Source organism: Vreelandella malpeensis (assembly GCF_020622355.1).
Lineage (GTDB): Bacteria > Pseudomonadota > Gammaproteobacteria > Pseudomonadales > Halomonadaceae > Vreelandella > Vreelandella malpeensis.
In genome coordinates, this window is sequence record NZ_WHVL01000004.1 from 1 (window position 1) to 18,347 (window position 18,347).

The window sequence follows — 18,347 nt, forward strand, 5'->3', positions numbered from 1 at the left end:
CCGTCGCCACCGACCGCAACGGCAACGAGATCAACGCCAACACCGGCGTGGAGCTCGACGCGGTGGCGTCTGCCATCACCGTCGAAGCCACGGTCGACAACGGCGATGCCACCCTGGACATCCGCGGTACCACCACCGATGTGGCCCCGGGCAGTGTGGTGACGATCACCATCACCGACCAGAACGGCAACACCGTGACCGCCGACGCCACTGTCAACGACGATGGCAGCTACGCCGTGGACGGCGTGGACGTCAGCGGCCTGATCGACGGCGACCTCACGGTTGAGGCGGTCGCCACCGACCGCAACGGCAACGAGATCAACGCCAACACCGGCGTGGAGCTCGATGCGGTGGCGTCTGCCATTACCGTCGAAGCGACCGTCGACAACGGCGATGCCACCCTGGATATCCGCGGCACCACCACCGACGTGGCCCCGGGCAGCGTGGTGACGATCACCATCACCGACCAGAACGGCAACACCGTGACCGCCGACGCCACTGTCAACGACGATGGCAGCTACGCCGTGGACGGCGTGGACGTCAGCGGCCTGGTCGACGGCGATCTGACGGTTGAGGCGGTCGCTACCGACCGCAACGGCAACGAAATCAACGCCAACACCGGCGTGGAGCTCGATGCGGTGGCGTCTGCCATTACCGTCGAAGCCACGGTCGACAACGGCGACGCGACCCTGGATATCCGTGGTACCACCACCGACGTGGCCCCGGGCAGCACCGTCACCCTGACCATCACCGACCAGAACGGTAACGTGGTCAACACCACCGCCACCGTGAACCCGGACGGCAGCTACGCCGTGGACGGCGTCGATGTCAGCACCCTGGTCGATGGCGATCTGACCATCGAAGCCGTGGCGACCGACCGCAACGGTAACGAGATCGACGCTAGCACCGACGTGGTGCTGGATGCGGTCGAGAGCGCGATCACTGTCGAAGCAACGGTCGATGACACTGCCGCTACGCTGGACATCACGGGCACCACTATCGATGTGGCGCCAGGTAATACCGTTACCCTGACCATCACCGACCAGAACGGTAACGTGGTCAACACCACCGCCACCGTGAACTCGGACGGCAGCTACCGCGTGGACGGCGTGGACGTCAGCGGTCTGGTCGACGGCGATCTCACGGTTGAGGCCGCCGCCACCGACCGCAACGGTAACGAAATCAACGCCAACACCGGCGTGGAACTCGACGCGGTGGCGTCCGCCATCACCGTCGAGGCCACGGTCGACAATGGCGATGCCACTCTGGACATCCGCGGCACCACCACCGACGTGACCCCGGGCAGCGTGGTGACGATCACCATCACCGACCAGAACGGCAACACCGTGACCGCCGATGCCACCGTCAACGATGACGGCAGCTACCGCGTGGACGGCGTGGACGTCAGCGGCCTGGTCGACGGCGATCTGACGGTTGAGGCGGTCGCTACCGACCGTAACGGCAACGAGATCAACGCCAACACCGGCGTGGAGCTCGACGCGGTGGCGTCTGCCATCACCGTCGAAGCCGCCGTCGATAACGATGGCCTGCTGCTGGATATCCGCGGTACCACCACGGATGTGGCGCCCAACAGCATCGTGTCACTCACGATCACCGACCAGAACGGCACGGTCATTCGCACCCAGGCAACGGTCAAGGCGGACGGCACCTACGAGGTGAACGACGTGGCGATCAGTGGGCTGGTGGATGGCGAGCTGACTATCGTGGCTGTTACTACTGACCGCAACGGCAACGAAATCAACGCCAACACCGGCGTGGAACTCGACGCGGTGGCCTCCGCCATCACCGTCGAGGCCACGGTCGACAACGGCGATGCCACCCTGGACATCCGCGGTACCACCACCGACGTGGCCCCGGGCAGCGTGGTGACGATCACCATCACCGACCAAAACGGTAACACCGTGACCGCCGATGCCACCGTCAACGATGACGGCAGCTACAGCGTGGACGGTGTGGACGTCAGCGGGTTGGTCGACGGCGACCTCACCGTCGAAGCCGTTGCCACCGACCGCAACGGCAACGAAATCAACGCCAACACCGGTGTGGAGCTCGATGCGGTGGCGTCTGCCATTACCGTCGAAGCGACCGTCGACAACGGCGACGCGACCCTGGATATCCGTGGTACCACCACCGACGTGGCCCCGGGCAGCACCGTCACCCTGACCATCACCGACCAGAACGGCAACGCCGTGACCGCCGATACCACCGTCAACGATGACGGCAGCTACAGCGTGGACGGCGTCGACGTCAGTGGCCTGGTCGACGGCGAGCTCACAGTTGAGGCGGTCGCTACCGACCGCAACGGCAACGAGATCGATGCACGAGACGCGGTAGAGTTGGATGTATATGAGCCGGGTGTGACTGTCGAACTTCTCGGAGCGGGCAGCGACGGCGTCTATAACATTGCTGAAATAGCGCAAGGTCAGCCCGGTAGCGTGACGGCGTCGATCACGTTGCAAGAAGGCACGCAAGTCGGTGATACGCTGAGCGTTGTCGATGGTAACGGCTCGATCTTGTTCCGGGGCAACGTGACTCAGGCCCACCTGGACGATGGATTACAGGTCGAAGTACCGGTTGAGCAGGGAGCGACGAACGTAAGTATTACGGCCACCGTGCGCGACGGTCAGGGCAATCAAGCGACCAGCCAGGACAGCAAAGGCGTTTCGAATGTCGCGCCCGAGGCCAAGATCACCATCGACACCATCGCCGGTGACGACGTGATCGACGGTCGTGAAGCAACCCAGACCGTTACCGTAACGGGTAGCGTGGGCGGCGACGCGAAAGCGGGCGATACCGTGACCCTGACCGTGGGTGAGAGCAGCTACACCGGCACCGTGGGCGCGGATCTGACCTATGCCATCGACGTCCCCGGCGCGGTCCTTGCCCAGAACGATCAGGTCACTGCCGAGGTGACCGGTAGCGATGCGGCGGGCAACGCCTACGAGCAGGCGACCGAACGCGACTACGCCGTCAACGTCGATGTCACTGCCACGTTGAGCTCTTTCTTGCACCCAGGGGGTGATGAGGATGCCTCGACGGTGACTTACACCGTCAAACTGGGCGCCCCGGTGGATGTGGACAAGACCTTTACCTTCGAGGTCAACGGAGAAGCACAGACGATCACTGTAAAGGCGGGCGATAGCGTAGGCTCGGTGGATTACTTCTATAGCGACCCTGATGTCTATCTGGATGACGATATCATTGGCCTGCCCACTGGTCTGACAGTGGACGGGGATGATACCGCCTGGCAATGGACGCTGGTTAACGATGCCAAGGCCTACGACATCGACGATAGTATCGATGTCACAAACGTCAGTCTTAAGGCGATAATTACCAAAATCTCTCTCATCGACGTAAGCAATGTCGATGTGTCCAATAGCTTTAAAGTGACCGCTTACGGCACTGATGGCCAGAAGGCTAACCTGTCCAAGGTAATCGGCACTGATCACGATGGCTTCGGCGTCATGGGGCCAGCGTCGGGAGACGATCGTGAACTAGGGTTTGGTAACAACGGTGTCAGCGAAAAGATTGCTATTGATTTCAATAATGAAGTCAAAAGCTTCGACGTACAGTTCGCGTGGCGCAATAACAACGAAAAGGCCAAGGTCGAATTCATCGACGCTCAAGGCAACTCGGTTGGCTATGCGATCGTGTCCGGTGGGGGTACATCGAACAAAGCGATAGTGACCTACTACGATGCCGAGGGCCAAATTACTCGAGAAGAATCCGTACCTGGTGGCTCAGATCGGGTCGACCAAGCCTACCGTTTCGAGCCGGGCACCGGGGACAGCTTCCTGCGCGCTGAGTTCACCGCGGTCGGGTTCGACGATGACTATCTCATCCACTCCATTACCTACAATGAGGTACTCAGCACAGGTACCACTGCCATCACGGGCAAATCGGATATCGTGTTCGAAGTCGTCACGTCCAATCCGCCGGATCCAAGCAAGTATACTTTCTCCGGTAATGATTTCCCGACGGCCCTGGTCGATATCGACGGTGTGATCCATACCGTGACACTTGATCGAAATGGTCGTGGCACCGTTGAAGTTACCGTCGATGGAGGTCGCGATGTCGTGGCTAACGTCATCGAGGTCAATGGCAACTTCGAAGCCGTCGATGTGCCGGTTGGCTTGACGTTGGAAGCGTATCCGCTGCCCGAGGCCACCATTACCCTCGACACGATTGCCGGTGACGGTGTCGTCAATGCGAAAGAGGCGACGCAAACCATCAAGATCACGGGCACCGTCGGTGGCGATGCCAAGGTCGGGGATGCCATTACGTTGACCGTGGGCGGACAGAACTACACCGGTCAGGTGGGAAGCGGTTCGACCTTCGCGATCAACGTGCCTGGAAGCGTATTGGCTGCTCACACCCAAGTGACGGCCACTGTCGATGGACGCGATGCCTTCGGTAATGCCTATACCGGATCGGCGAGCAAGTCCTACCTCGTCGATACCCAGGCGCCGAGTGCTGGCACGACGACCCTGACCATCGATGATGTGACCAGTGACAATACGGTGAGCGTCAAGGAAGCGGCGGGTACGATCAACCTGACAGGTCGCGTGACAGGGGAGTTCACAAGCGGAGACGTGGTCACGCTGATCATCAACCAGAAGACCTACCAGACCCGAGTGGATGGCTCCGGCAAATGGAACGTCGACGTGTCGGGTAACGATCTGTTCGTGGATAGTGATCAGCGAATCGACGGTTCCGTGGCGGCGACCGATACCGCAGGCAATGTGGGTAACGTCACGGCGGTGAAGGCCTACGGCGTACAGCCAACCATCAGTGTCAACGAAGGCATGTTGAAAGGCCTCGATGTACTGGTCGATGAAACCGGGCTGCGTAAAGAATCCTCGGTCTCGTCCACGACCAACTTCTCGAAGGCGTTCGATGTGGGATATGCCTCGGGGCAAGAGGGTACGGCGTCCTATCAATTGGCTCTGGATCCCAGTGCGGATCAGGGACCGATGCTTAAAGCTTCAACCACCGGCGAGAATATCACCTTGGCCATGCAAGGGGGTAAGGTGGTGGGCCTGACCGAGAGTGGGCAGGTGGCCTTCGAGGTCAACGTCAATCAAGGCGGCGACGTCACGCTGACCCAGCATATGGCGATCCACCATCCGGATCCCACCCGCGGTGATGAAGTCCTGCCACTCAAGGATGCGGGTATCAAGCTGATCGTGACGGCGAGCCAGAACGGTATGGCGTCTTCCAGCAACCAGGCAGACATCAAACTCGGTAGCCATCTGAAGTTCGAGGATGACGGCATCACCTTGAGTCAAGATGCCAGTGACTATCATGCGATTGCGCGGGATGTACCCAAGGTTCTCAACGGCACCTTCGATCTGTCGTCCCCGACGATCAGCGATACCAAGAGCAGTACGTTCAACGGTTTCACCGTTACGGCGCAAGGTTTTACATCTGCAACGGACTCTACACTCACCGATGCGCAGGTTTACCGCAACGCGAATGGTATGGGGGTCAACAGCAACGGAAGCCCGTACCATAAGATCAATAGCGAGATCGATTACCGCTTGTTCAAGGATGGCACGGCGGCGTCGGAAGTGCTGGTCTTCAAGCTCAACCCGGGAAGTCTGGCGTTCGGTCTGAAGGCTCAGTTCAGCGCAATGTTTGGCGGTGAACTCGAAAAAGGCATGGTGGAGTTCTATCGCGGCGGTGAGCGAATCGGCAGTCGCGAGTTCTCTTCCGATGCCGCCAGCGGTATCTACGCGGGCGACTTCAAATCGATTCCTGGTGGGTTCGACGAAGTCCGTTTCATGGCGACGGATAATGGACGCAAGGATTTCGTCGACAACAGTGACTACGCCATCAAGAGCATCACGTTCTACGGCGAGGTGCCGAACCAGGTCATCGCCAGTGCTCATGGCAAGGTCACGGCCGAAGCAGCGGACGGTGTGCGTGACTTCAGCTTCAAGGGCCTGGTCAACGATTACGGTTACAAGATCACCGTACTCAACGATGGAAGCTCGCTGGTGGCTCGTGACGCTGAGGGTGCCAAGGTCTTCGGTCTCGAGCTTTCCAAGGAAACCGGGCGATGGGATTTCCTCCAGTACAAGGCGATCCCCGAGGACATCAAGTTCGTGATCGAAGCCACTGATGGCGACGGTGACAAGGCCTCGACCACCGTGACGCTGGATGCCTACGCCGACCCGATCCCGGTCGTGAATATCGAGAGCGTGACCACGGGACAGGAAGTCGGTGTCAACGTGCTGACGAAAGTATGGGGCAGCCTGGCGGATAATACCTTTGGTACTTCGAGCACGGCGGTCAACACGGGGAACGCGTCTCAGCAGATAGGTGGCTCTAGCTTAGCCACTAGTACAACACGTGCTTTGAGCATACAGTCTCGCGACGGCAGTAACGAAACGGCGTATTTACAGGTCGGAGACACTTATACCCTGGCTTGGCAGGAATATGTTTCAACGTGGCTGGGAGGCAGTTGGCAAGCTAAAAGCATGCAGGCCACGGTAACGCGCTCCGACAGGTCTGCCCTTGATGACTCAGCAAGAGATATTGTGGTTTTCTCCGGAACGATCAATGGTTCAGCTCAAACCCTTGTCATTGATAGTAAGGGTATCGCTGGAGGCAATTCAGCCTACCGTACCAACGATCAGTTTCCCGATAGCACAGTCGGTTTCCGCGAGATGGATATTTCCGGCTCCTCTGCGCCCAACGCATCGGTCAAGATCACCGATGGCAACGGCAAGTTGATCGAGACGGTCAAGGCTAATGAGGACGGGCAGTGGACGACCCCGCTCAAGCGCCTGGAGGCTGCATCGGGCAAGCTGGTGGCAACGGCCACGGATGAAGCGGGTAATATCACCACCGATACCAAGAACTACCAGTTGGGTGACAAGGGCGACAATGCCCTGACCGGTACTCAGGGTAACGACATTCTCTACGGCGGTGCCGGTAACGACACGCTGGTGGGTGGCGATGGCGACGATATTCTGATCGGCGGTAAAGGAAACGATACCCTTTACGGTGGCGCAGGTAACGATACCCTGATCGGCGGGCCAGGCAATGATACGCTCTATGGTGGCGCCGGGGCGGATACGTTCAAGTGGTCGTTTGGTGATCAGGGCGCAACCAGCAATCCGGCGGTAGATACCGTGATGGACTTCAAGAAGGGCGTTTACGGTCAGGATGCTCAGGCCGACCGGCTGGATCTGGCGGACTTACTGCAAGGTGAAAGTAGCGATAATATCGACCAGTTCATCCACGCCGAGCAGAAGGGCAGCGATACCGTGCTGCACATCAAGTCCGATGGCGGCCTGGCAGCCAACAACACCAATGCGGACCAGCGCATCGTGCTGAAGGACGTCACCATGCCCCAAGGCGAGAGTTCCTCGGACTTTATCCAGAGCCTGCTCGACCAGCACCAGCTGAAGATCGACCAGTAAGGCGCTAAGCTATAGCGAGAACAGAAGCCGTACCGAAGACAGAGGCCGCCGCAAGGCGGCCTTTTTTAACCCCGAACGCTGGTCGATGGCCAGTAGAGAGAGCATGATGTTTCATATCAAACGCAACACCGCCGGCGAGATCGTGCTGCTGAGTCGGGAAGCCTCGGGCGAGTATCACGAGCAGATCGCCGCAGACGACCCTGAAGTGCTCGCCTTTCTGGCCGGTCAATCCAGTATCAAGGCGAACTTTCTTGCCTCGGATCTGGCCTTCGTGCGCGTGGTGGAAGACTTAATGGAGGTGCTGCTCGACAAGGGGGTGATCTCGTTTACCGATCTGCCCGAAGCGGCGCAGCACAAGGTGATGCAGCGCAAGTCGCTGCGGGCCAAGAACAATGTCAATCTGATCGGCGAAGACGGCGGCATCATCTGATATCGCCGCGCGGCTGACTCAGGAAAGGCGAACGCCGGGGCCGGTGGCACCATCCACGCCGATGCGATAAAGCTGGGTCAACTCCTGCTGGTCAACCACCCCTTCGGCGATGACCAGGATGCCCAGCGAGTGGCAAAGCGTCGTCATGCCGCGCAGGAGGGTCTGCTGCTCGAGCGAGGCGTGAATGCCACGTACCAGGCTTGCATCCACTTTCAGGTAGGCGAGCCCGATATCCTGCAGGTCCGCCAGGCGAGTGAACTCGGCGCCCACGTGCTCGAGGCCGAAGGCGCACTCCAGGTGGCGAAGAGCACTACAGAACGCGCGCAGGCTAGCAATCGCACGCGGGTCCTGCGAAGCGGGAAGATCGAAGCATAGCCGCGCGGCGAGCGCCGGGCTCTTCTCGAGCAGGGCGCGCAGCTCATTGGTGAACTGCGCATCCATGATCGCGGCCAGCGACAGGTTGACGCCAAGGCGCACCTCGGGCTCGGCGCGAAGCTGCTCCAGCGCACGCTTGATCACCGCCATGTCGAGCGCGGGTTCGAGGCCGAAGCGTGCAAGCCAGGGAATGAACACGCCGGCGCTTTGCCACTGTGTATCGAGCTCGAGGCGCGCGGGGCTCTCGAAGTGGATCACCCGCTGGTAAGCGTTGAGGACCGGGTAACGGCCCAGGTCCGGGCCCTGCAGAATGGCAAGCTCGAGCGCCGAGCGCCAGGCGGCATGGGTGGTGAACAGTGCCGGTCGCTCGCGCTCGCGAATCACCACATTGGCCGTAGCGTGTGCAGCTTCGGCCTCGGCAAGAGCGGTATCGAGCGTGGCCATCAAGGCGCTGCGCTCGTCCTGAGGTGAGTAGGCGGTGAGCGCGGCAGGCAGGCGCACGTCCTTCAGGGCGATGTCCGCCAGCGTTTGGCGCAGATGTGCGTGCAGCGCGTCGAGATCGGTCTGACGGGGCAGCGCCAGTATGAAGTCGCTGCCGTTGAGGCGACCGACCAGCGCGGTCTGCGCGTCGCCGTCCAGGCTGTCGAGCCGGTTCACCAGCTCCACCAGCAGCGTATCGACTGCGTCATGGCCCAGCCGGTCGTTGAGCGCGGCCAGCGCCTGCACCCGCACCATGGCAAGGGCCCCGGTCGCACGGGCATCGTCGCCTTCCAGCAGTGCCGAGAGCCGGGCCATGAAAGCGTTGCGGTCGAGCGCGCCGGTCAGCCGGTCGTGCTGCAGGTCGCGGCGCAACTCGTCAAGCTTCTGGCTCTCCTGGGTCAGCATCTGGCGCACGCTATCGGAAAGCGCGTTCATCGCCTGGGTCACGTCGCGAAGCTCGCGGGTGCTGGGCTCCTGGATGGTGGTGAAACGCCGCCGGCTGATATCGCGGGCCTGGGCGACCACTCGCGCGAGCGGGCGCTTGATGCTGCTCACGAGCACCGCGGCTACGGCCAGGCTCGCCAGCGCCGCCAACAGAAACCAGCCCGCAAGCTCGATGACGCTGCGCCAAAGCGACGCGTAGGCGAAACTGTAGTGGCTTTGCAGCGTCAACGTGCCGAATTGCTGCCAGCCATCCTGCACGGTGGCGGTACCCGGCGGAATGTCGAAATCGACGAGCCCGCGAAACCACTCGGGCACGTCGCCCCGGTAGTCGCTTGCAAGGCGCTCCACCAGTACCTCGCCGCCGGTGTCGCGCAGTACGATCTCGCGGTAATAGCCGGTATCGAACTGGGCGGCGATCAAGAGCTCCTGCGTGACGATATCCTTGTCCAGCTGGCTCATCGAAAGGGCCAGGGCGTTGGCGTTGTCCTCGTTCTTGATGCGGATCTCCTGCTCGATGTAGAACCGGCTGGTGGTGATGCTGATCGCAAGGCTTCCGATGAAGGAGAGCAGCAGCAGGGCGATGATGGCAAGCCAGAGCTGTTTGATGAGTGACATGATGAATCCTTCTAGAGAAAGCCTTGAGATTGCATACGTTCGAGCACGCCGCGCCAGCGCGAGAGTCGCGCCAGCGGATCGGCGCGCGATTGCGACGAGCCGCCGGCCCAGAGCCCTTCGCTGTTGAAGCTGAACAGCGGGTCCAGGTCGGTGCGTTGTGAGGCAGGGGAGATCGAGGGGGCGATGTTGTCGAGGATCTGCGGCTCGGCGTCGGGCGTGGCGTAGTAGCCCAGCACCATGTGGGCCTGGGTGACCTGGCTTCGCCCCAGCCGGGCGCGCACATAGATCATGCGCAGCCGCTCGCCGGGCACGCCCAGCTGCTTGAGCGTGACATACTTGGCGATCGAGTAATCTTCGCAGTCCCCCTGGCCCTTGCCCATGGCTTCCAGCGGCGTGGCCCAGAAATCCTCTTCCCCCCAGGTCACGATATCGTCGACCCAGCGAATATGCCGGTTGAAGAAGTCGTTGACCTCGCGAAGCTGGGTCTGCACATCATGGCCGGCCAGCCGCTCGAGCAGTGCGAACCAGGCCTCGAGCACATCGAGCCGGCCCTGGCCGTAGAGCATCGCCATGCGCTGGCGAAGGCGCTCGGGATCGAAGGCGCTCGCCGGAAAGGAGAGAAGCCCCAACCCCGCGCCCAGCGACAACAGCCCGAAGGCGCCGAGCAGTGCGCGCCTGGACACCATCGAACGAGAAACGAGAGAACCGTTAGGCATGAACGCCCTGAGCCGCCATCGAATGAGGCTTAAGATTACAAGCTCGTATCCACCAGCGCTATACACCTCATGCTAAAAAGCGCCGATGGCATGAGGGTCGTCATCATCGCAAGCGGGCGTGCTACTCCTCGAACGCGATGCCTGCCTCGTCCAGCAGCGGCGCAAGCGCGGGCCAGACGTTGTCGAGGATGATCGGCTGGGCGTCGGCGGTCGGATGAATGCCGTCGCTCTGCATCAGCTCGCGGTTCAAGGCGACACCCTCGAGCAGGAAAGGTACCAGCGCCACGTCGTACTCCTCGGCAAGCGAGTGATACACTGACGTGAACGCGTCTCGGTAGGCCTGCCCGTAGTTGGGGGGAATATCGATACCCAGCAGCAGCACCTCGGCATCCAACGCCTGGCTCTGCTCGATCATGCCAGCCAGGTTGGCGCGCATCTGGGTCGGGGGCAAGCCCCGCAGCCCGTCGTTGCCGCCGAGCTCCAGCAGTACGATGGCCGGCTCACGGGTTTTGATGATCTCGGCGAAGCGCTCGGCGCCGCCGCCGCTGGTTTCACCGCTGATGCTCGAGTTAATGACCACGGCCTGCTCCGCCAGGCGCTGTTCGAGCAGGGTCACCCAACCCTGGCCCTGCTCGAGACCGTAGGCCGCGCTCAGGCTGTCGCCCATCACCAGCAGCGTCGGACGCTCCTCGGCAACGGCCTGAGGCAGGGCGACGATTACCAGGGCCAGTGCTCCTGCGGTTACCATGGACGCCATACGCCACCTTGAAGGGATGCCACGTTTCATGTCCGACTCCTTTGACCACGATACGAAACCCGCCGCGCCGCCCGAGTCAGCGCGCACGAGCGCGGCCATGCCGCAAACCCCCGGTGTACCACATGCATCGCCGGTTCTGCTAGCCGAGAAGCTCTCCAAGGCGGTCAGAAGCGGCGAGCGCTCGCTGACCATTCTCAAGGATCTGTCGCTGAGCGTCGCCCAGGGCGAAAGCGTAGCGATCCTCGGCAAGAGTGGAGCGGGCAAGTCCACCCTGCTCGGGCTGCTCGCCGGGCTCGACACCCCGAGCGATGGCGAGCTCAGCCTGTTCGGCCACCCCTTGAGCCGTCTCGACGAGGACGGGCGCGCCGCGCTGCGCGCCGGGCGGGTGGGGTTCGTGTTCCAGAACTTCCAGCTGCTGCCAACGTTGAGCGCCCTCGAGAACGTGCTGCTGCCGCTGGAGCTCTCGCCGCGGGCCGGTGAGAGCCAAACGGCGCGCGACTGGCTCGAGCGGGTAGGGCTTGGCGAGCGTATCGATCATTTGCCCAAGCAGCTCTCCGGAGGCGAGCAGCAGCGGGTGGCGATCGCTCGGGCCTTCGTCGCCGACCCGGAGCTGGTCTTCGCCGACGAACCCACCGGCAACCTGGACCCGGACACCGGCGCCCAGGTGATCGATCTGCTCTTCACGCTCAATCGCGAGGCGGGCACTACCTTGATTCTGGTTACCCATGACCACGCACTGGCGCGCCGCTGCGATCGCTGCCTGCGCCTGGCGGCGGGGCAGCTCAACGCTTTCGACCCGGCCGTGGAGGGCGGTGGCGATGAGTAGCGTGAACTGGCGATTGGCCGGGCGTAGCCTCAAGCGTGACCTGCGCGCCGCCGACGTGCGGGCGCTGTTCGTGGCGCTGGTGCTCGCTGTGGCCGCTGCCACCATGATCGCCTTCTTTCTCGACCGCCTGGAGCGCGGGCTCGAGCGCCAGGCAGGGCAGATGCTGGGCGGCGATCTGGTGCTCGAACAGCGCGACCCCTTCGACGACGCCCTGCGCGCTACCCTCGAGCAGGCCGGGTTCGTGCTGAGCGACCAGGTCGACCTGGTATCGATGATCAGTCAGGGCGAGCGCTTTCAGCCCACCAGCCTCAAGGCGGTAGATGATGTCTACCCGCACTACGGCGTCAATCGGGTCGATCGCGGCGAAGGGGTCGAGGAGATCTCGTCCGGCCCGCCCGCCGGGCAAGCCTGGGCGGACCCGCGCCTGGCGGAACTGCTCGGGCTGACGCTCGGCGAGCGTGTCCAGGTAGGTCAGACCGAGCTTGCCGTGACCGGGATCATCGAGCGCGAGGCGGACCAGTCCGCCGGGTTCGGCAACTTCAACCCGCGCCTGATGATCAACACCGCCGATCTGGACGCGACGGGGCTCGTCCAGCCCGGCTCGCGCATCGAGTTCGAACTGCTCGCCGCCGGCTCCGCCCAGGCGCTGGAGCAGGTCCAGCCGCTGCTGTCGAGGTTGCGTGAACAGGGCGTCGAGGTGCGCGACGTGCGCGTCGACCGCCCGCAGCTCGGCAACGCCCTGGCGCGGGCGGAAAGCTACCTGAGCCTGGCCGGGCTGGTCGCGGTGCTACTGGCCGGCGTGGCGGTGGCGATGTCCACAAAGCGCTACGTGGAGCGCCACCTGGACACCGCCGCCTTGTTGCGCTGCTTCGGCGCCAGCCAGTACCAGTTGGTTACCATTTTCGGGCTGCAGCTTTTGGGGCTGGCGTTGGCCGCCTCGCTGATCGGCGCGCTGCTGGGGCTGGCGGGTCAGGCGCTGCTGCTTTGGCTGCTGGTTCAATTTATACCGTTACCTTTGCCGCTGCCCGGTTTCATGCCACTGGGGCTTGGCGTGCTGACGGCGCTGGCCGTACTGGTCGGGTTCGCCGGGCCGACGCTCTTGCGCATCCAGCAGGTCAGCGCCCTCAAGGTGCTGCGCCGCGAGCTCGACCCGCTGCCGCCGGCGGGCTGGCTGGTGGTCGGGACGGCAAGCGCGGTCTTCGGCGCTCTGTTGTGGCTCTACTCCGGCAGCGTGTCGTTGGCGCTCGGGCTGCTGCTCGGCGGGGCGGTGGTGCTCGGGGTACTGTGGGTCGCCAGTGGTCTTTTGCTCGGCGGGGTGCTGGCGCTGGTGGCCAGACTCTCCGGTGCCACGCCCTGGAGCCAGGCACTGCGTCTGGGCGGGCGCCAGCTCGCCCGGCGGCGCCAGGCCGGGCGCGGCCAGCTACTGGCGTTTTCAGTCACCTTCTTCGCCATGGCGATGATCGTGCTGGTACGCGGTGATCTGTTGACCACCTGGCAAAGCCAGTTGCCGGACGACACGCCCAACTACTTCGCCATCAATATACAGCCCAGCGAGCGTGAAGCGTTCGAGGCCGCCATCGCCCCAAGCGTGACCACCCAGAGCGCGCTCTATCCGATGGTGCGCGGGCGCCTCGTCGAGATCGACGGCCAGGCCCCGCGCGAGGCGGTACCGGAGAGCGCCCGCGGTGACGGGGCGCTGCGTCGCGAACTCAACCTGACCTGGCAGGCAGTGCTTCCCGAAGGCAACGAGATCGTCGCCGGGCAGTGGTTTGCTGCGCCTCGCCCGGCACAGGGCTTCATGCAGGAAGTCGAGGCGACGCCCGAGACGGATTCCCCTGTGCCCATTTCCGTCGAGGCGGGACTGGCCGAGCGCCTCGGGCTCACGCTGGGAGATTCGCTTGCGTTCTCCGTGGGCGGCGATCGTATCGATACCCGTATCACCAGCCTGAGAAGCCTCGATTGGGATACATTCAAGCCCAACTTCTTCGTCATCTTTCCGCCGGAAAGCCTCGAGCGCTTCAGCCACAGCTACATCACCGCCTTCTATCTGCCGGAAAGCGAGCAAGGCCTCATACGCCAGCTGGTGCGCGACTTCCCCGGAGTGTCGCTGCTCAATGTCGAGGCGATTCTCGGCCAAGTGCGCGACGTGCTGGGGCAGGTGACCCGCGCCGTCGAGCTGATCCTGGCGCTGGTGCTGCTGGCTGGCATCAGCGTGCTCTATGCCGCGCTGACCGCCAGCCGCCCGGTGCGCGCCCACGAAAGCGGGCTACTGCGCGTGTTCGGCGCGGGCAATCGCATGATCTCCCGTGTGCAGGGGGCGGAGTACGCGCTGCTGGGTCTGGCCAGCGGCCTGATGGGCGCGGCCCTGGCGGAGCTTGCCAGCGCCGCGCTCTACCTCTACTGGCTCGACCTGACGCCCCGGCCGCACGTGGCGCTATGGCTCGTGCTGCCGCTGGGCGGGGCGCTGCTGGTCGGGGTCATCGGTCATATGCTCTCCTACTCCCTGCGCCGCCAAGCGCCGGCGGCGAGCCTGGGGCTTCTGGGCGAGGCGTGACCGGACTGATCGTCAAGCGTGCGGGCATCGAGGCCGTCATGAGGAGCGCTCATGTTTCACCTGACGCGGATGCGATGAAAGTCGCTTCCGCCTGGGGTATGATGGGCGCCTTGCTTTTTTCGATGCCCTAGCCTACGAGGTTTCTCCCATGTTCAGCCGCGATATGACCATTGCCGGGTTTGACGATGCGCTTTTTGATGCCATGCAGAAAGAAGTGGCGCGCCAGGAAGACCACATCGAACTGATCGCTTCCGAAAACTACGCAAGCCCACGGGTACTCGAAGCTCAGGGCAGCCAACTGACCAACAAGTACGCCGAAGGCTACCCGGGCAAACGCTACTACGGCGGCTGCGAATTCGTGGATATCGCGGAGAATCTGGCGATCGATTACGCCAAGAAGCTTTTCGATGCCACCTACGTCAACGTGCAGCCGCATTCCGGCTCCCAAGCCAACAGCGCCGTCTTCCAGGCGTTGGTCAAGCCCGGCGACACCATCCTCGGCATGAGCCTGGACGCCGGCGGTCACCTGACCCACGGCGCCAAGCCCAACTTCTCCGGCAAGCACTACAACGCCATCCAGTACGGCCTGAACGACCAGGGCCTGATCGACTATGACCAGGTGACGTCCCTTGCTCGCGAGCACCAGCCGAAGATGATTATCGCCGGCTTCTCCGCCTATTCACAGATCATCGACTGGGCGAAGTTCCGCGAGATCGCCGACGAAGTGGGCGCCTACCTGCTGGTCGACATGGCCCACGTGGCGGGCCTGGTCGCCGCCGGCGTCTACCCGAGCCCGCTGCCACACGCTCACGTGGTGACCTCCACCACCCACAAGACTCTGCGTGGCCCGCGCAGCGGCGTGATTCTCTCCGCCGAAAACGACGCCGATATCGAGAAGAAGCTGCAGTCCGCCGTCTTCCCCGGGGGCCAGGGTGGCCCGCTGATGCACGTCATCGCCGCCAAGGCGATCTGCTTCAAGGAAGCGATGGCGCCGGAATTCAAGGCCTACCAGCAGCAGGTGGTCAAGAATGCCAAGGTCATGGCGAGCGTATTCATCGAGCGCGGTTTCGATATCGTCTCCGGCGGCACCGAAGACCATCTGTTTCTGCTCTCGCTGGTCAAGCAGGGCGTGACCGGCAAGGACGCGGACGCCGCCCTGGGCCGTGCCCACATCACCGTCAACAAGAACGCCGTGCCCAACGACCCGCAAAGTCCGTTCATCACCTCCGGACTTCGCATCGGTACTCCGGCGGTCACCACGCGTGGCTTCGGTGAAGCCGAGTGCCAGGAGCTCGCCGGCTGGATCTGCGACATCCTCGAGGTGCTCGCCAAGGGCGAAGAGACCGCCAGCATCGAGGCTGCGGTGGCCGAGAAGGTGAACGCGGTTTGCAAGCGCTTCCCCGTTTACAAATAAACCTTGTGTCATCGGCTCCGTTCTATACACGATGATTGGAGTCTGATAGATTTGCCCAGCGCAGCCCAACGTGGCTGCGCTTTTTTAATGCCTTTCTACAACGCGTTCTCACCGTGAATCCAAGTTAGAAGGCGAGGCGGTGATGGCATGGAGAGCGCCCTCTTTTCCTGGTCGTGATATAGCCGCGATCAGCTCTGCCTTTCGAGGCGACAATTCGGTTTCTTTAAGCTAGGCCAAGGAGAAGGTGAGCTTGAATGTGGTTAAGTTTCCTGTTTAAGAGTCAGCTCATTTCTACCTTTGCGGCTCGAGGCATGGCGGCGGGAGGCACCTTCCTGCTTTCCTACGTCCTCGCGACGCTCGTCGATGTCAGAGAGTTCGGCGCTTTCATGCTGTGCCTGTCCATCATGATCGGCGTTCAGGTGTTCACGAGTCTTGGAACCGACAGAGCCACCCTCAAGTACATGGGCGTGGCTACCTCCAATGCCAGCGGCAGTGAGGTCAAGTGGATCTATCAGCGTGGCTTGTTGGTCAACATCCTTGCAAGCCTGGCGGCGGCGGTCGCGCTCTGGTGGTGGGCCGCCGAGATTTCGGCCATGCTCTTCACGGATGTCACGCAAGGCACGCAAGCGATAAGAGTCACTGCGCTGTTGTCTCCCCTTTATAGCGTCATCTATCTATGTAACTTCATCTTGAAAGGGTGGGGGAGGGCCAATGTGTCCTGCCTGTTCGAAATCGGCAGCATCTCGATCGTGTTGAGCGCTCTCATCGTCGGTGCAACGCTCCTTGGCGAGGTGGCCCTGAACGCGACGCATCTCATGACCATGCTTGGCGGACTACTCGTCGTGTACCTGCTGATTGGGCTCTGGGCGGTGATGCGCGTCTATGGTGCCAGTCGTCTCGATACGGGCGGGGAGGTCACGTTCGTGCGAGGTTTCTACAGGAGCTTGCCGGACTTTCTACTGGTGGGGATCATCTTCTACTATGTCCAGTGGGGGGCCAGTATCGTTCTGGGCTTTTTCCATGACGAAGATCAGGTGGCGGTCTTCAGCCTCGGGCTGCGGCTGGCCATGATCATCGGCTTCATTCTGACCGTGTACGACAGCATACTGGGCCCTCGATTCTCGCGGCTGCATCATGAGGGGAATCATGCGGCACTGAGTGCGCTTGCCAAACGCAGCACACTGCAAATGTCGTTCTTTTCGGCGATTCCCGCCATCGTGTTCCTGGGCTGGCCACAGTGGGTGCTGAGTTTTTTCAAAGGCGCTTACACAGATGCCGCCGGCGTGCTACAGCTGCTCGTGGTGGCTCAGGTCATCAATGTTTTTACCGGGTCGGTCATTCTGCTTCTCTTGATGGTCGACAAGCAGCGTGTCGCCCGTAATATTCTCGTTTTATCGGTGGTCATCGGCGGGATATTGTCCTTGATACTGATACCCCCCTATGGAGCCGTAGGCGCGGCGCTTTCACTGCTGGCCTGCCTGGCCCTGCAGAACCTGTTGGCCGTCTATGTCGTCAAGCGCGACCTCGGTTTTTTCATGATGGATTGGCTGGGTGCCATCAGGCGCCACTGATGCATCGAGCGAACGATCAAGAATTGGTAAGCCCATGAAAATGAAGCTTGAGCAACGCTTCGTCCTCCAATCTGGCGAGTGCTGCACGTTTATCAACCCCTTTTCTTTAGGGGTCGTCTCTGAAGAGCTCGACCAGCGCGAGTGTGAACGGCTGAAGTTCTACACCGACGGCATCGCCATCGTGCTGTATGCGCGACTGTTCAAGAACAAGCGGGTAGAGCGCGTCAGTTTCGATGATACGTCGATCGCACCCGTGGTGTTCGGCGATGCAGTGACCAATCACTTGCGGGTTTGCCTGGTCGGAGGCACGCCCGAGAATATTGTCGAAGCGACCCGGCTATTGAAGGAAAAATATCCAGGACTCGACATCGTACTGTCGCGTTCGGGCTACTTCGACAGCGAGCAAGAGCGCGCTGAATTTCTCGATCAGGCGATGACCTTGGATGTGCTCATCGTCGGCATGGGGGCGGGTAAGCAGGAACGCATACTGCTGGATATGCAGGACAAGGGGTGGAGTGGCAGTGGTTACACGTGCGGCGGCTATCTGGATCAATTGGTTCAGGCGAAAGGAGGCGACTACTATCCCGATTTTATCGATCGCTACCACCTGCGCTGGCTGTATCGTATCCTCAAGGAACCACGCCGTCTGGTGGCGCGCTACTTCGTCTATTACCCTTATTATCTTTTGAAGTTTGGCAAAAATATTGGTTAATC

10 protein-coding genes are annotated in these 18,347 nt (G+C 61.9%); 7 read left to right on the forward strand and 3 right to left on the reverse strand.

Going from position 1 to position 18,347, the window contains the following annotated elements; all coding sequences use genetic code 11:
- The first annotated feature begins 62 nt into the window (after positions 1-62).
- Both GEV37_RS10165 and GEV37_RS10170 read left to right on the forward strand, forming a co-directional pair.
- Complete coding sequence (locus tag GEV37_RS10165; RefSeq protein WP_227390144.1) at positions 63-7,451, forward strand: Ig-like domain-containing protein; 7,389 nt, start codon at positions 63-65, stop codon at positions 7,449-7,451.
- A 106-nt stretch (positions 7,452-7,557) separates the two neighbouring features.
- Complete coding sequence (locus GEV37_RS10170; protein WP_227390145.1) at positions 7,558-7,881, forward strand: tryptophan synthase subunit beta like protein; 324 nt, start codon at positions 7,558-7,560, stop codon at positions 7,879-7,881.
- 18 nt (positions 7,882-7,899) lie between these two features.
- Here the strand turns inward: GEV37_RS10170 and GEV37_RS10175 are convergent, their stop codons facing one another.
- The 3 genes from GEV37_RS10175 to GEV37_RS10185 form a co-directional block, all read right to left on the reverse strand.
- Complete coding sequence (locus GEV37_RS10175; RefSeq protein WP_227390146.1) at positions 7,900-9,795, reverse strand: EAL domain-containing protein; 1,896 nt, start codon at positions 9,793-9,795, stop codon at positions 7,900-7,902.
- Between the two features lie 11 nt (positions 9,796-9,806).
- Positions 9,807-10,511 carry a transglutaminase-like cysteine peptidase gene (locus GEV37_RS10180; RefSeq protein ID WP_227390147.1) on the reverse strand — a complete coding sequence of 235 codons (705 nt, stop codon included), beginning with the start codon at positions 10,509-10,511 and terminating at the stop codon, positions 9,807-9,809.
- Positions 10,512-10,632: 121 nt separating this feature from the next.
- Entirely contained in the window at positions 10,633-11,298 is a 666-nt protein-coding gene (locus GEV37_RS10185; protein ID WP_386110798.1) for an arylesterase, read from the reverse strand.
- Positions 11,299-11,365: 67 nt separating this feature from the next.
- Between GEV37_RS10185 and GEV37_RS10190 the strand changes: the two genes are divergently transcribed.
- From GEV37_RS10190 to GEV37_RS10210, 5 genes are all read left to right on the forward strand, one after another.
- Positions 11,366-12,094 (forward strand): ABC transporter ATP-binding protein, encoded by a 729-nt coding sequence (locus GEV37_RS10190; RefSeq protein WP_227390149.1) that lies wholly within the window; start codon positions 11,366-11,368, stop codon positions 12,092-12,094.
- Positions 12,087-14,648, forward strand: coding sequence for an ABC transporter permease (locus tag GEV37_RS10195; RefSeq protein ID WP_227390150.1), 2,562 nt, complete (start codon positions 12,087-12,089; stop codon positions 14,646-14,648). The genes GEV37_RS10190 and GEV37_RS10195 overlap by 8 nt, the downstream gene beginning before the upstream one ends.
- Before the next feature lie 148 nt (positions 14,649-14,796).
- Positions 14,797-16,062, forward strand: a complete 1,266-nt coding sequence (gene glyA / locus GEV37_RS10200) for a serine hydroxymethyltransferase (RefSeq protein WP_227390151.1) — start codon at positions 14,797-14,799, stop codon at positions 16,060-16,062.
- A 254-nt stretch (positions 16,063-16,316) separates the two neighbouring features.
- Positions 16,317-17,633, forward strand: a complete 1,317-nt coding sequence (locus tag GEV37_RS10205; protein WP_227390152.1) for an MATE family efflux transporter — start codon at positions 16,317-16,319, stop codon at positions 17,631-17,633.
- Between the two features lie 34 nt (positions 17,634-17,667).
- A complete protein-coding gene (locus GEV37_RS10210; RefSeq protein WP_227390153.1) occupies positions 17,668-18,345 on the forward strand; it encodes a WecB/TagA/CpsF family glycosyltransferase in 678 nt (225 codons plus the stop codon).
- Positions 18,346-18,347 lie beyond the last annotated feature (2 nt).

Bases quoted from the DNA above. Each gene is read 5' to 3' on its own strand.
- GEV37_RS10180 (WP_227390147.1), bottom strand. From the start codon at position 10,511: ATGCCTAACGGTTCTCTCGTTTCTCGTTCGATGGTGTCCAGGCGCGCA.
- GEV37_RS10190 (WP_227390149.1), top strand. From the start codon at position 11,366: ATGCCGCAAACCCCCGGTGTACCACATGCATCGCCGGTTCTGCTAGCC.
- GEV37_RS10195 (WP_227390150.1), top strand. From the start codon at position 12,087: ATGAGTAGCGTGAACTGGCGATTGGCCGGGCGTAGCCTCAAGCGTGAC.
- GEV37_RS10170 (WP_227390145.1), top strand. From the start codon at position 7,558: ATGTTTCATATCAAACGCAACACCGCCGGCGAGATCGTGCTGCTGAGT.
- GEV37_RS10175 (WP_227390146.1), bottom strand. From the start codon at position 9,795: ATGTCACTCATCAAACAGCTCTGGCTTGCCATCATCGCCCTGCTGCTG.
- GEV37_RS10210 (WP_227390153.1), top strand. From the start codon at position 17,668: ATGAAAATGAAGCTTGAGCAACGCTTCGTCCTCCAATCTGGCGAGTGC.
- GEV37_RS10205 (WP_227390152.1), top strand. From the start codon at position 16,317: ATGTGGTTAAGTTTCCTGTTTAAGAGTCAGCTCATTTCTACCTTTGCG.
- glyA (WP_227390151.1), top strand. From the start codon at position 14,797: ATGTTCAGCCGCGATATGACCATTGCCGGGTTTGACGATGCGCTTTTT.
- GEV37_RS10185 (WP_386110798.1), bottom strand. From the start codon at position 11,298: ATGAAACGTGGCATCCCTTCAAGGTGGCGTATGGCGTCCATGGTAACC.